The 13,155-nt window shown below is 45.6% G+C and carries 11 protein-coding genes and 8 tRNA genes; all 19 read right to left on the bottom strand.

From position 1 onward, the window contains the following. Positions 1 to 2 precede the first annotated feature (2 nt). On the bottom strand, positions 3 to 464 hold the full coding sequence (locus FKQ60_RS11110; protein ID WP_154169141.1) for a YqaA family protein: 462 nt from the start codon (positions 462 to 464) through the stop codon (positions 3 to 5). Then, on the bottom strand, positions 458 to 1,408 hold the full coding sequence (locus FKQ60_RS11115) for an NADP-dependent oxidoreductase (protein ID WP_170904561.1): 951 nt from the start codon (positions 1,406 to 1,408) through the stop codon (positions 458 to 460). Before FKQ60_RS11115 ends, FKQ60_RS11110 begins: the two co-directional genes overlap by 7 nt. 166 nt (positions 1,409 to 1,574) lie before the next feature. Then, entirely contained in the window at positions 1,575 to 2,705 is a 1,131-nt protein-coding gene (locus FKQ60_RS11120; RefSeq protein ID WP_170904562.1) for a sodium ion-translocating decarboxylase subunit beta, read from the bottom strand. A 10-nt stretch (positions 2,706 to 2,715) separates the two neighbouring features. After that, the gene (gene oadA, locus FKQ60_RS11125; RefSeq protein ID WP_170906516.1) at positions 2,716 to 4,494 is read right to left on the bottom strand and encodes a sodium-extruding oxaloacetate decarboxylase subunit alpha; all 1,779 of its coding nucleotides are present in this window, start codon (positions 4,492 to 4,494) and stop codon (positions 2,716 to 2,718) included. Between the two features lie 22 nt (positions 4,495 to 4,516). After that, the gene (locus FKQ60_RS11130; protein WP_170906517.1) at positions 4,517 to 4,774 is read right to left on the bottom strand and encodes an oxaloacetate decarboxylase subunit gamma; all 258 of its coding nucleotides are present in this window, start codon (positions 4,772 to 4,774) and stop codon (positions 4,517 to 4,519) included. 465 nt (positions 4,775 to 5,239) lie between these two features. Then, a tRNA-Arg gene (locus FKQ60_RS11135) sits at positions 5,240 to 5,316 on the bottom strand. Positions 5,317 to 5,381: 65 nt separating this feature from the next. Continuing rightward, positions 5,382 to 5,458: transfer RNA gene (locus tag FKQ60_RS11140), tRNA-Arg, on the bottom strand. 33 nt (positions 5,459 to 5,491) lie between these two features. Next, positions 5,492 to 5,568, bottom strand: a tRNA-Arg gene (locus tag FKQ60_RS11145). A 65-nt stretch (positions 5,569 to 5,633) separates the two neighbouring features. After that, a tRNA-Arg gene (locus FKQ60_RS11150) sits at positions 5,634 to 5,710 on the bottom strand. A gap of 34 nt (positions 5,711 to 5,744) precedes the next feature. Next, positions 5,745 to 5,821 (bottom strand) — tRNA-Arg (locus tag FKQ60_RS11155). A gap of 65 nt (positions 5,822 to 5,886) precedes the next feature. Then, positions 5,887 to 5,979 (bottom strand) — tRNA-Ser (locus FKQ60_RS11160). Between the two features lie 25 nt (positions 5,980 to 6,004). Then, a tRNA-Arg gene (locus FKQ60_RS11165) sits at positions 6,005 to 6,081 on the bottom strand. A 48-nt stretch (positions 6,082 to 6,129) separates the two neighbouring features. Continuing rightward, positions 6,130 to 6,222: transfer RNA gene (locus tag FKQ60_RS11170), tRNA-Ser, on the bottom strand. A 265-nt stretch (positions 6,223 to 6,487) separates the two neighbouring features. Beyond that, positions 6,488 to 6,685, bottom strand: coding sequence for a carbon storage regulator CsrA (csrA, locus tag FKQ60_RS11175; RefSeq protein ID WP_115152690.1), 198 nt, complete (start codon positions 6,683 to 6,685; stop codon positions 6,488 to 6,490). 90 nt (positions 6,686 to 6,775) lie between these two features. Continuing rightward, complete coding sequence (locus FKQ60_RS11180) at positions 6,776 to 7,963, bottom strand: aspartate kinase (RefSeq protein WP_004395987.1); 1,188 nt, start codon at positions 7,961 to 7,963, stop codon at positions 6,776 to 6,778. A gap of 221 nt (positions 7,964 to 8,184) precedes the next feature. Then, positions 8,185 to 10,767, bottom strand: coding sequence for an alanine--tRNA ligase (gene alaS, locus FKQ60_RS11185; protein WP_170906518.1), 2,583 nt, complete (start codon positions 10,765 to 10,767; stop codon positions 8,185 to 8,187). A gap of 131 nt (positions 10,768 to 10,898) precedes the next feature. Then, positions 10,899 to 11,399, bottom strand: a complete 501-nt coding sequence (gene recX / locus FKQ60_RS11190) for a recombination regulator RecX (protein WP_154169153.1) — start codon at positions 11,397 to 11,399, stop codon at positions 10,899 to 10,901. A 61-nt stretch (positions 11,400 to 11,460) separates the two neighbouring features. After that, a complete protein-coding gene (gene recA, locus FKQ60_RS11195; protein WP_072668909.1) occupies positions 11,461 to 12,510 on the bottom strand; it encodes a recombinase RecA in 1,050 nt (349 codons plus the stop codon). A gap of 131 nt (positions 12,511 to 12,641) precedes the next feature. Next, on the bottom strand, positions 12,642 to 13,133 hold the full coding sequence (pncC, locus tag FKQ60_RS11200; RefSeq protein WP_161438171.1) for a nicotinamide-nucleotide amidase: 492 nt from the start codon (positions 13,131 to 13,133) through the stop codon (positions 12,642 to 12,644). Positions 13,134 to 13,155: the final 22 nt, after the last annotated feature.

A 13,155-nucleotide genomic window follows, 5' to 3' on the forward strand; every position in this document is an offset into this window, starting at 1 on the left:
CCTTAAAAAAGACCGTAGAAAATCGCAGTTAACAAGCAGTAGCGAAGCATTTTCCCAACCAGAATCATGCAAAAGACCACGCTACCACGCATTCTTAACCACCCTGCAGCTAAACAAAGTGGATCACCAATAATCGGTAGCCAACTGAATAATAATGCCCAATAACCATGTTTGTTTAGCCACTTTAACGCATTATGACCCTGTTTTTCCTGTTGAGTTCGGTTTGGAAGCAATAAACCTAACCAATAATTCGTCATACCTCCAAGCGAATTACCAAGCGTTGCGATCAAAATGATCAACCATGGAGAGTATTGACCAAGAGCAAGTGTTGCGATGAGTACGGCTTCAGAGCCACCAGGCAGTAAGGTAGCACTCAGAAAACTAACAACAAACAATACCCAAAGTGCAGAAGTAGAAAACAGCTCCGCCAAATAAGCAAAGCTGGTATTAAACAGTTCTAGCATTGCATATTAAGCAAGATTTTACCTCGCGTGTGTCCAGTGGCGATTTGCTCATGTGCTTGTTGTACATCTTGCAGAGGATAAATACGCTGAATTTCTATTTTCAACAATCCAACCCCAACCATATATAGCATGGTATCTAACTGTTCAGGATTAGGGTCAACCAACATACCGCAAGCGTCAAAACCCAGTAATTTGGCTTTTTCACAGATAAGTTCAGCGCTAAGTGTCGGCACTGTGACCACTCTGGCGGCATCTTTCAAACATTTAAGAGCATCGAGAGCAGCATCGCCACCAACAAGATCGATCAAGACATCAACCTCTTCCAAACGCTGAGAAACAGGAGCAAATTGATAGTTAATCGCATGGGCACCTAATGTGGCAAGATAATCTAGATTAGCTTCACTGCAAGTGGTATAAACTTCGGCTTTCGTAGCTAACGCTATCTGTAAAGCAATATGCCCAACGCCTCCTGCACCGGCAAGGATCAAAACGCGATCGCTCTCTTTAATCTGGGCTTTACTTAAGGCTTGAGCCGCGGTTTGTCCAGCTAATGGTAATGCAGCGGCAGCTTCTAAAGTCACCGAGTCAGGTACGATACTGAGATCTTTTTCTGCAACACAGACATATTGACTATAACCGCCGCCTCGCAGTGGAAAACCAATAAAGCCGGCTACATTCATCCCTTGCCGCAACTCGTCAACTCCTGGGCCAACGTTGACAATTCGTCCTGATATATCGTAACCCGGTACCCAAGGTAGCTTATCTTTATTTTGCTCTGCAGCCCAACCTAAACCGGCGCGAGTTTTGACATCAATAGGATTCACACTGGCAAAAGCAACTTTGACCAATACCTCCCCTTCTTGTGGCTCTGGAATGCTTGATGATTGAATCGCGAGCACTTCTGGCCCACCGAATTGGGTAATGACGATCTGCTTATTGTCCATGTCCTCGGTTCCTATTGCTAGCAAGTAAAAAGAGATGCCGAAGCATCCCTTTGAATATATATCATTTTATAACAGATTGTGAACTATATCTCCCCGAACGGCTTGGTGAGAGATGACCTCAACATTAGGGCTTAAGCGCTTCATGCTTAGGGTGAATGGTATGAGATCATCCAACCAAGGCAAGCAATACTCCAGCAGCAACAGCTGAGCCTAGCACCCCTGCCACATTCGGCCCCATCGCATGCATCAACAAAAAGTTTTGCGGGTTGGCTTCTAAACCAACTTTATTGACCACTCGAGCAGCCATGGGGACTGCAGAAACACCAGCAGCACCGATCAGGGGATTAATATCTTCTTTAGAAAATTTATTGAGCAATTTAGCCATCAATACACCGCCAGCAGTACCAATACTGAAAGCGACGGCACCAAGCAATAAAATCCCCAGCGTCGAAACATTAAGAAATTTATCCGCTTGCAGTTGAGACCCGACCCCCAAACCTAAGAAGATAGTCACGATATTAATCAGCTCATTTTGCGCTGTTTTTGATAATCGCTCCACCACTCCCGCTTCACGCATTAAGTTACCTAAGCAGAACATGCCAACTAAAGGTGTGGCAGCAGGAAGAAATAAGATAGCCATCAACAACACTAATAACGGAAAGACTATTTTTTCACGTTTACTAACGTGTCTCAGTTGCGCCATCTTAATTTGACGCTCTTTTTCCGAGGTCAACGCTCTCATGATCGGCGGCTGAATGATCGGTACCAGCGCCATATAGCTGTAAGCAGCAACGGCAACGGCCCCTAATAAATCCGGAGAGAGTTTACTGGTCAAAAAAATCGCGGTTGGACCGTCTGCCCCACCAATGATCGAGATAGAAGCGGCATCTGCCATGGTAAAACTGATCCCCGGCACATAATTGAGTAGAATTGCACCAAATAAGGTAGCAAAAATCCCAAACTGCGCCGCAGCACCCAGCCATAACGTTTTCGGGTTTGCAATTAAGGCACCAAAGTCGGTCATGGCTCCGACACCAAGGAAAATCAATAAAGGAAAAATCCCCGATGCAATACCAATGTTATAAACGTAATAGAGTAATCCGCCAGGATCGGTAAAACCAGCGTTAGGAATGTTGGCTAAAATCGCCCCAAAACCAATCGGTAGCAATAATAACGGTTCAAACCCCTTACGAATGGCTAAAAATAGCAATCCCACGCCAACCAAAATCATGATTAATTGGCTGAGTTCAAAATTAGCAATCCCGGTTTCATTCCATAGAGTCAATAATCCATCCATGTGATAGCCCTTATGCCAGACTTAAGATTGGCGTACCAACAGAGACGCTATCGCCTTCTTTGACATGCAGCACTTGAACAACCCCATTACGTGCAGCACGCACTTCTGTCTCCATTTTCATTGCTTCTAAAATGACTAATACATCGCCTTCAACCACTTCACTTCCCGGCTGAACTTGAACTTTAAAAATATTACCCGCGAGCGGCGCTGGCACCGCCTCAGCCGTTGATGCCAAAGCAGCCGCTTGAGGAGAAGCTTGAGTCGCCACGGAGGTCAGTTGTCCCTGAGGGCCAACTTCGACTTGATAAATCTGACCATCAACTTTAACGCTGTAAGTCTCAACACCTTTTTGCATGACCTCACTAGGTCGATTGTCTGTCGATACAGAAGGCTGAGACTCAACGCTTGGTGCGGGTTCAAACGCTGACGCATCGCCACGATGTTTTAAAAACTTCAAACCCACCTGAGGGAAAAGGGCATAAGTCAGTACATCATCAACGGTATCCTCAGCGAGAGATATCCCCTCAGCCTTCGCCTTCTCTAATAACTCGCTCGTTAAGTTAACCATCTCGGCTTGTAAAAGATCCGCAGGGCGACAAGTGATCGGTCGCTCACCAGCGAGTACTTGTTGCTGCAGTTCATGATTGACCTCGGCAGGTGTCGCGCCATATTCCCCTTTCAACACTCCAGCCGTTTCTTTGGTAATACTTTTATAACGCTCTCCAGTTAAAACGTTAATCACCGCTTGAGTGCCGACAATTTGTGAGGTAGGAGTGACCAAAGGGATATAACCGAGATCATGGCGTACTCTTGGGATCTCTTGCAGAACTTCATCAAGACGATCAGCCGCCCCTTGCTCTTTTAACTGACTCTCCATATTGGTCAACATACCACCGGGAACCTGAGCAATCAGGATCCGTGAATCAACCCCTTTTAATTGCCCCTCAAATTGAGCGTACTTTTTACGTACTTCACGGAAATAGGCAGCAATTGGCGCTAATTGCTCGAGATTAAGCTGTGTATCACGCTCTGTCCCTTGCAGCATCGCAACAACCGTTTCCGTTGGCGTATGACCATAGGTCTGACTCATCGACGAAATCGCGGTATCCAGAATATCTACCCCAGCTTCAACCGCTTTAATCGCGGTTGCCGTGGACAGCCCAGTGGTTGCATGACAATGCAAGGCTAGAGGCACTGCGCAAGACGCCTTAATCCGCGAAATCAGTTCTTCCGCTTCATAAGGTTTCAGTAGCCCAGACATATCTTTAATGCACAAAGAGTGGCAGCCGAGATCTTCTAAACGTTTCGCAAGATCGACCCATGTCTGAGTATTGTGAACTGGGCTAGTAGTATAAGACAGTGTCCCCTGAGCATGAGCCCCCACTTCAATCGTAGCTTTCACTGCTTGTTGAAAATTACGTACATCGTTCATCGCATCAAAAATACGAAATACGTCCATACCATTGGCATGGGCACGCTCAACAAATTTCGCTACGACATCATCGGCATAATGACGGTACCCCAACAGATTTTGACCGCGTAGCAACATCTGCATCGGAGTATTGGGCATCGCTTGCTTTAATGCCCGTAAACGCTGCCAAGGATCTTCACCGAGAAAACGAATACACGCATCAAATGTCGCACCACCCCATGTTTCCAGTGACCAGTAACCGATCTTATCTAACTCTGCCGCAATCGGCAGCATATCTTCCAAGCGCATACGAGTCGCAAATAATGACTGATGCGCGTCACGTAGGACCACATCGGTAATAGCAAGTGGTTTAGACATGCTGATTAACTCCTTTTAATTCTTACTGTTGGATTGCTGAGTGTCGGTATTGGTGCACCGCAGCAGAAATCGCCGCAACCACCTGAGGGCTTGGAGTTGTGACTGAAGAGGCACTTTTATTAACGGGAACTGGCGTCGTTACTGGCAATGCTTCATCGCGAAGGCATGTCGACATTAGTCGAACCAGATAGACTAAAATAGTTAAAAAAATAAAGACTACCGCCATTCCTGTACCCATTAAGGTTGCGGCATCGATAAGCAGGCTTCCAATATCAATCATCTTGCTTCCTTTCTCTGTCATCCTGACAATCTGCTTGAGAAATTATATTGACGGCTACAGCGTCTTGGCCTCACTTAGAGCATTATCATTGGTGATAAAAATGCCTATCAGCGATTGAGATGACTTACTCAAAGCTTAGATAAAAGTGAGGTGAATAAGGATTATTCTCGACTGGTGGAAAATTGTCAATTTGCTTTAAACATCTTTGACCTAATCGAGACGTTCAAGTCATAGAAGCGTCACATGAATCACATAAACGAGTGTAATATTCGCTAAAAACGGCAGGGATTATGATCAAAATTGCGAACTTGGCGAGTTTTCATAGCTCAATAGGCGATATTGACATCAATTGCATAAAGCACTTATTGAAAACAAAGAGTTGTAAATTAAAACAACAAAAATTGTTAATGAAAAGTTAAATTATAAGGGTAATAAAAAAACCCGCTTAAGCGAGGTTTTATAATATGGCGCGCTCAGGAGGATTCGAACCTCCGACCGCCTGGTTCGTAGCCAGGTACTCTATCCAGCTGAGCTATGAGCGCGCAGATTTTTACTTTATTCATTCGCATGATTAGCCAATGAAAATCGGTGATTACTCACCGTAATATGGCGCGTCCTGGAGGATTCGAACCTCCGACCGCCTGGTTCGTAGCCAGGTACTCTATCCAGCTGAGCTAAGGACGCAGACTAATGATTATTATCACCAGTTTAATAATATGGCGCGCTCAGGAGGATTCGAACCTCCGACCGCCTGGTTCGTAGCCAGGTACTCTATCCAGCTGAGCTATGAGCGCGCAGATTTTTACTTTATTCATTCGCATGGCTAGCCAATGAAAATCGGTGATTACTCACCGTAATATGGCGCGTCCTGGAGGATTCGAACCTCCGACCGCCTGGTTCGTAGCCAGGTACTCTATCCAGCTGAGCTAAGGACGCAAGACTAATGATTATTATCACCAGTTTAATAATATGGCGCGCTCAGGAGGATTCGAACCTCCGACCGCCTGGTTCGTAGCCAGGTACTCTATCCAGCTGAGCTATGAGCGCGCAAAAGTGATTTTCACCACTAACTACTTCTTTTAAAACAAAAATGTTGACCCGAGGTCAACAAATGGCGATGAGGGAGGGATTCGAACCCTCGATACGGCTACAAACCGTATACTCCCTTAGCAGGGGAGCGCCTTCAGCCTCTCGGCCACCTCACCACATGTTCACATTCCAAAAGAAATATGGCGCGTCCTGGAGGATTCGAACCTCCGACCGCCTGGTTCGTAGCCAGGTACTCTATCCAGCTGAGCTAAGGACGCGCTGTCGCTTATTGTATAAATTTCTTTATATTCTTAAGCACCACAATATGGCGATGAGGGAGGGATTCGAACCCTCGATACGGCTACAAACCGTATACTCCCTTAGCAGGGGAGCGCCTTCAGCCTCTCGGCCACCTCACCGTCTTGCGGAGGCACATATTACGATTTACCCAAAATATGTCAAACACTTTCTTGGTAAAAAAAACAAAAACCACATCAACCGTTGGCAATTTAACCAAAGCGTCGAGAATTTGCGCTTTAGAAAAACTCTAGGTAAAAACAAACACCTAAATAATATCATCCACGAATTACGCAATCGTAGTCAAAAACACACGACTCTAATTACCATTCCAGTCCGTCAAAAACCAGAAAGGCTGACATTAGTCAGCCTTTCTCAGTTCAATAATTAGTAGTTGCCAGGTGTGGCAGTACTATTACCTTTTTCAGCTTGAATGCGCATGTAGATTTCTTCACGGTGCACAGACACCTCTTTCGGAGCATTCACACCAATACGTACTTGGTTACCTTTTACGCCCAGAACTGTTACGGTTACTTCATCACCGATCATCAGTGTTTCGCCAACGCGGCGAGTCAAAATTAGCATTCTTTGCTCCTTGAGTATTCTCTGTATTATCTTGCAACAACACTATTATCTACTAAAAGTTATATTTTCGTAAACTCTCTACTCTCTAAATCAGCCTAAAAAGGCTTGTTTAGCCTGAAACTGCAATAAAGTATCCGAATGAATATAAGCTTCGTGCAAAATATTAGCCGCACTATCAACCTTGTCCGGCGCAAGCATTAACATTAACGAGTGTGAGGTGTTAGAAACATAATGCACATTAATACCGTTTTCGGCTAATAATGTACAGGCATGATCCATCAAAGCAGGGGCTTGCAAACCAACTGTCGTTAGTAAACTCACCTGCTCACTATTACGGATTTTATCGCGGAACACCAGATCCAACTTCGCATAAGCATCGCGTTTTATGACTACGCCTGCCCATTCTGTCTCCTCGATCACATTCCACAGTTCAATCGCTAGCATCTGACACTGTTTAATTAAGCCAGCTAAGCTATCGTGAGGAACAGTGACTAAAGCCATATCGCGCTGTATTGCTACGCCACAGACCTTTTGTGTCCCGACCTCACCCTTAATTAAACTGCCATGATTAACATCGAACGTCGATAACACTCGTAAAGGCACTTGATGCTTCCATGCATATTGTACGCAAGGTAAATGCAACACTTTAGCGCCTTTACGCGCCATCTCTTCCATAGATGGGAAATCTATCACGTCTAGTTTTTTAGCAGTAGGTACCACTCGTGGATCACAAGTGTACACACCATCAACATCCGTGAATATTTGACACTCATCAGCTCTCAGTGCTCCCGCGAGTGTTACTGCACTCGTATCGGAGCCTCCTCGTCCTAAAGTGGTGATATCCCCATTATCATTAATACCTTGAAAACCAGCCACTATCACAATCTGATCTTGCTCTAGTAGCTCTGTAATCGTTTGAGTATCAATGTTCTTAATCGTTGCGTCATTGTGTTGATTATCCGTCACAATCTTCGCCTGAGCTCCGGTTAGTGAGCGTGCTGCATAACCCAATTTATTTAAGGTCATTGCCAGCAGTGCCATCGACACTTGCTCACCAGCAGAGAGCAAAACATCAAGTTCTCGAGCAGTAGGAACGCTATCGATTTGTTGGGCGAGACCCAATAAACGATTGGTTTCTCCTGACATTGCCGAAACGACAACAACAACTTGATTACCATCATTCTTCGCTTTAATGATGTGCTCGGCTACGGTATGCATTCTTTCAATTGAACCAACCGACGTTCCGCCGAACTTTTGCACGATAAGGGGCTTTTTCACCAGTATTCACCTTCCCAAGACCAAAGTCTCATTAGGTCCAAACAATATCATAATCAACCAGTACACTAATCAACCTATTGATTATTCGTTTGGAGAGTATAAACAACAAAACCAAGTGAGTAATTGGTTACGGTTAAAATAACGTCAATTACACCACTTGGTTAACCAGATAAAGTTACGCTCAATCAAAAAATAGTGATTGAGCGTAAGTTATCATTACTTTATAAACGTTCAGCAATCCAAGCGTCTACCGACTCTAAAGCCAATGGCAATGCCTGTGCATCGCTCCCTCCAGCTTGTGCCATGTCGGGACGACCACCACCTTTACCACCGACTTGCTGGGCAACGAGATTAACCAGCTCCCCCGCTTTGACTTTGGCGGTCAGATCGTTAGTCACGCCAGCAATTAAACCAACTTTGTCGTCAGCAACATTACCAAGCAAAATAATCCCGCTACCTAATTGGTTTTTAAGCTCATCCACCATACCACGTAAGGCTTTATTATCCGCGCCATTCAATTGCGCCACGAGGACTTTGACACCGGCGATTAATTTAACTTGATCGATCAAGTTGGCACTGGCTTGTGAAGCTAACTTATCTTTCAGTTGCTGGATTTCTTTTTCCAGCTGCTTAGTTTTTTGCATCGCTTCCGATAATTTCTCTTCGTACTTGTGCTGCTGAGTTTCCAATGCATCCAGTGCGGCTTCACCCGTTACAGCTTCAATGCGACGAATCCCTGCAGCAACCCCCCCTTCAGAGAGAATCTTAAATAGGCCAATATCACCGGTATGTGACGCATGAATACCACCACATAATTCGGTCGAAAAATCACCCATCGACAAGACACGAACTTGTTCATCGTATTTCTCGCCAAACAGCGCCATCGCGCCTTTTTGCTTAGCGGACTCGATGTCCATCACATGAGTTTCAATTACATGATTCAAGCGAATTTGCGCGTTGACTAAACGTTCAACTTGCTTAATTTCTGCTGCGGTCATGGCTTCTAAATGAGAGAAATCGAAGCGCAAATTTTCGGCTCTAACCAGTGAACCTTTTTGGGTCACATGCTCACCGAGTACTTGACGTAACGCAGCATGCAATAAGTGTGTCGCTGAGTGATTGAGTGAAATCGCATTGCGACGTTTTTCATCCACCAGAGCTTCAACATGATCGCTACTGGCTAATACGCCTTCTTGCATCACACCATAATGGGCAATGGCATTACCTAATTTCTGGGTATCGTCGACTTTAAACACACCCGAAGCGGTTCTCAGTAAGCCAGCATCACCGCATTGACCGCCAGATTCAGCATAAAACGGCGTGGTTTCCAAAACAACGATCGCTTTATCACCTGCTGATAGCGCCGAAACTTCTTGGCCATCGACGAATAATGCAGATACTGGACTCATTTGCTGGGTCACGCTATAACCGCAGAATTCCGTTTCTCCATCCACCTTAATCAGGCTGTTGTAATCGGTGCCAAAATTGCCTGCATCGCGCGCACGCTGACGCTGCTCTTCCATCGCCGCTTCAAAGCCTTCTTCATCAATGGTGAAACCACGCTCACGCGCTACATCATTGGTTAAATCCGCCGGAAAGCCGTAAGTATCATAGAGTTTGAATACAGTTTCACCATCTAAAACCGAACCTTCAACCGCATCCAATGCATCGTTGAGAATCGCCATACCGCGCTCTAATGTACGACCAAAGTTTTCTTCTTCGATACGCAGTACTTTTTCCACTAAGGCGTGCTGTTTTTTAAGCTCTTCGCCAGCGCTGCCCATTACCTCGGCTAACGGTGCTACGAGCTTATGGAAGAAAGCCCCTTGTGCTCCTAATTTGTTACCATGACGAACTGCACGGCGAATGATGCGGCGCAGCACATAACCACGACCTTCATTCGACGGCATCACACCATCAACAATCAAAAAGGCACAAGAGCGAATATGGTCAGCGACAACACGTAATGATTGATTGGTCAGGTCTTGGTAACCAATCACTTCTGCCGCGGCTTTAATTAACGCTTGGAAGACATCGATCTCATAGTTGGAATGAACTCCCTGAGTGATCGCCGAAATACGCTCGATACCCATTCCGGTATCAACCGAAGGCTTAGGTAGCGGTTCCATTTTCCCATCAGCATGGCGATTAAACTGCATAAAGACCACGTTCCAGATTTCAATAAAACGATCGCCGTCTTCTTCAGCTGAACCTGGAGGACCACCCCAAATATGCTCGCCATGATCGTAGAAAATTTCCGTACAAGGACCACAAGGTCCGGTGTCACCCATTTGCCAGAAGTTATCCGACTCGTAAGCTTTACCGCCAGGCTTGTCGCCAATACGAATAATACGATCTTGGGGAATGCCAATTTGCTGATGCCAAATATCAAACGCTTCATCGTCGGTTTGATAAACGGTGACCAATAGACGCTCTTTAGGAAGCTTAACCACTTCGGTTAAAAACTCCCACGCATACTGAATGGCATCTTCTTTGAAATAATCGCCAAAACTGAAGTTGCCTAGCATTTCAAAAAAAGTGTGGTGACGAGCAGTGAAGCCAACGTTTTCTAGATCGTTGTGTTTACCACCAGCACGAACGCAGCGCTGAGCTGTCGTAGCGCGAGTATAGGCGCGTTTTTCTAGGCCTAAAAAGCAGTCTTTAAATTGGTTCATCCCAGCATTAGTGAATAGCAGGGTCGGATCGTTTGCAGGCACCAATGACGAACTGTCAACGATTTGGTGTCCTTTACTTTCAAAGAATGAGAGGAACGCGCGGCGAACCTCATCGGTGCTCATAAACATGCAGCTCTTCCTGAATGACTCAAGTTAGAATTTTGCGTATTGTAAAGCATGGATAAGGCTTCGCCTAGTTTTCTTAAATAAAAGCCGCTGATGGCAATAAAAAAGAGGCGTGATAGACGATTAATTAACGTTTAGTTTGTCTCTTCTTGATCACTCAAAGCGTAGTGAATCTGTTCAAAGCTGAATCCTCGAGACTGCAAAAATCGCACCCGCTTTGCCTGTTCTTTGGCTTCAATCGCAGGTTGAACTTTAAACTTCCTCTCTGCTAGCTGTTTGGCGAGTTCAAACCAATCGGGGGCAAGCTGCTCTAACGCGATATTAACCACATCATCGGCAACTCGATTTTGCTGCAATAACTGACGAATTCTCCGCTCACCATGGCCTTTGTTCATGCCTTGGCGAATAGCACTTAAGGCATAACGTAAATCATCAAGATAGCCATAGTCTTGGCAATACATCATCACCGGTTGTATCTCTTCACGGCTAAAACCCTTAAGGAGTAATTTTTGGATAAGCTCGTATTCGCTGTGATCTCGACGCGACAAGATTCGAAGAGCGGTTTCTTTAGGATGACTCGGTGATGAGGCACTTTTATTTCGATTGGGGTAGCGCGAGGATGAAGGGCAATGCATCGATTTAGCTCCAATAAGAAAGCCCTGCAAAGCAGGGCTTAAAGATAGGTCAGGGATTAGATTACAGCTCTTCTTCCTGCTCAGGTATGACACCAAATTCAGGCTCATCAAGCGGAACTTGTTCAGGGCTGAGTAGCATCTCACGCAATTTGCTATCAATCGCCTTGCTGGCTTCAGGATGCTCACGCAAAAACTTACAAGCATTGGCTTTACCTTGGCCAATTTTATCGCCATTGTAGCTGTACCAAGCACCGGATTTTTCAATCAGCTTATGTTTAACCCCTAAATCGACCAACTCGCCCTCACGGTTAAACCCTTGTCCGTACATGATTTGAGTATTGGCTTCTTTAAACGGGGCGGCGATTTTATTTTTAACGACTTTAATGCGGGTTTCATTACCCACCACTTCTTCGCCTTCTTTAATCGCGCCTGTACGACGAATATCTAAGCGAACCGAAGCGTAGAACTTAAGCGCATTACCACCCGTTGTGGTTTCTGGGTTGCCAAACATCACGCCAATTTTCATCCGAATTTGGTTGATGAAAATACACATACAGTTCGACTGCTTCAAGTTACCTGTCAGCTTACGCATCGCTTGAGAAAGCATACGAGCTTGGAGGCCCATGTGGCTATCACCCATTTCACCTTCAATTTCGGCTTTCGGTGTTAGCGCAGCAACAGAGTCAACGACGATGACGTCGACCGCACCAGAACGCGCCAGTGCATCACAAATTTCCAGTGCTTGCTCACCAGTATCTGGCTGAGAAACAAGTAGATCGTTGATCTTCACACCCAGCTTCTGGGCATAAATAGGATCAAGAGCGTGTTCAGCATCAATAAACGCACAGGTTTTACCTTCACGTTGTGCAGAAGCAATTAACTCAAGAGTTAAAGTTGTTTTACCCGAAGATTCAGGACCATAAACTTCAACAATCCGCCCCATCGGTAGACCGCCAGCACCCAAGGCGATGTCGAGAGAAAGAGAACCGGTTGAAATCGTCTCGACATCCATCGTGCGGTTATCACCCAGCAGCATGATAGATCCTTTACCGAATTGCTTTTCAATTTGACCAAGCGCTGCGGCTAAGGCTTTTTGTTTATTCTCGTCCATTACTTTCTCCAGACTGTCACCTTACGGTGAAAGGTTTCGCGATTGAGTGCGACGTTATCGTCAACTTGCCACTTATTATACTGTTGATTCATACAGTGTCCAGAGCTGTATGAAGATTTTTGCGCCTCAGCTCAAATCGTTGAAGATAAATGGTCACTGATGATTTGCAACGCATGGATGATCGCCTGCTCGCGAACACTCGCCCTATCTCCTTGAAAATAAACCGTTTCCACCCTCTGCCAACCTTGGTTACTCGCCCAAGCAAAACATACGGTGCCGACGGGCTTGTCATCCGTCGCCCCTGATGGCCCAGCGATACCACTGATCGCTACTCCGATGGTCGCCTGTGAATGCAATAGTGCTCCGTGGACCATTTCCACGACCACTGGTTCAGAAACCGCGCCATATTCAAGCAACGTTTGTGAACGCACACCGAGCATCTCTTGTTTAGCTTGATTACTGTAAGTGACAAAAGCGCGATCAAACCAAGCCGAGCTGCCTGCGGTATCGGTGATGGCAAAGGCAACACCTCCGCCCGTGCACGATTCAGCGCTAGTCATCATTTGCTGAGCAGCCAATAACTGCTGCCCGACTTGTTGGCTTAGTGCGACGATGTGATTCATGCTACCCCTACTTATTTTTAAT

Origin of the sequence: Vibrio sp. A11 (assembly GCF_013048705.1) — a bacterium.
Classification (GTDB): Bacteria; Pseudomonadota; Gammaproteobacteria; order Enterobacterales; family Vibrionaceae; genus Vibrio; species Vibrio metschnikovii.

Coding starts and splice junctions, on each gene's coding strand:
- FKQ60_RS11110 (WP_154169141.1), bottom strand. CDS start 464: ATGCTAGAACTGTTTAATACCAGCTTTGCTTATTTGGCGGAGCTGTTT.
- FKQ60_RS11115 (WP_170904561.1), bottom strand. CDS start 1,408: ATGGACAATAAGCAGATCGTCATTACCCAATTCGGTGGGCCAGAAGTG.
- FKQ60_RS11120 (WP_170904562.1), bottom strand. CDS start 2,705: ATGGATGGATTATTGACTCTATGGAATGAAACCGGGATTGCTAATTTT.
- oadA (WP_170906516.1), bottom strand. CDS start 4,494: ATGTCTAAACCACTTGCTATTACCGATGTGGTCCTACGTGACGCGCAT.
- FKQ60_RS11130 (WP_170906517.1), bottom strand. CDS start 4,774: ATGATTGATATTGGAAGCCTGCTTATCGATGCCGCAACCTTAATGGGT.
- csrA (WP_115152690.1), bottom strand. CDS start 6,685: ATGCTAATTTTGACTCGCCGCGTTGGCGAAACACTGATGATCGGTGAT.
- alaS (WP_170906518.1), bottom strand. CDS start 10,767: ATGTTTATGAGCACCGATGAGGTTCGCCGCGCGTTCCTCTCATTCTTT.
- recX (WP_154169153.1), bottom strand. CDS start 11,399: ATGCATTGCCCTTCATCCTCGCGCTACCCCAATCGAAATAAAAGTGCC.
- recA (WP_072668909.1), bottom strand. CDS start 12,510: ATGGACGAGAATAAACAAAAAGCCTTAGCCGCAGCGCTTGGTCAAATT.
- pncC (WP_161438171.1), bottom strand. CDS start 13,133: ATGAATCACATCGTCGCACTAAGCCAACAAGTCGGGCAGCAGTTATTG.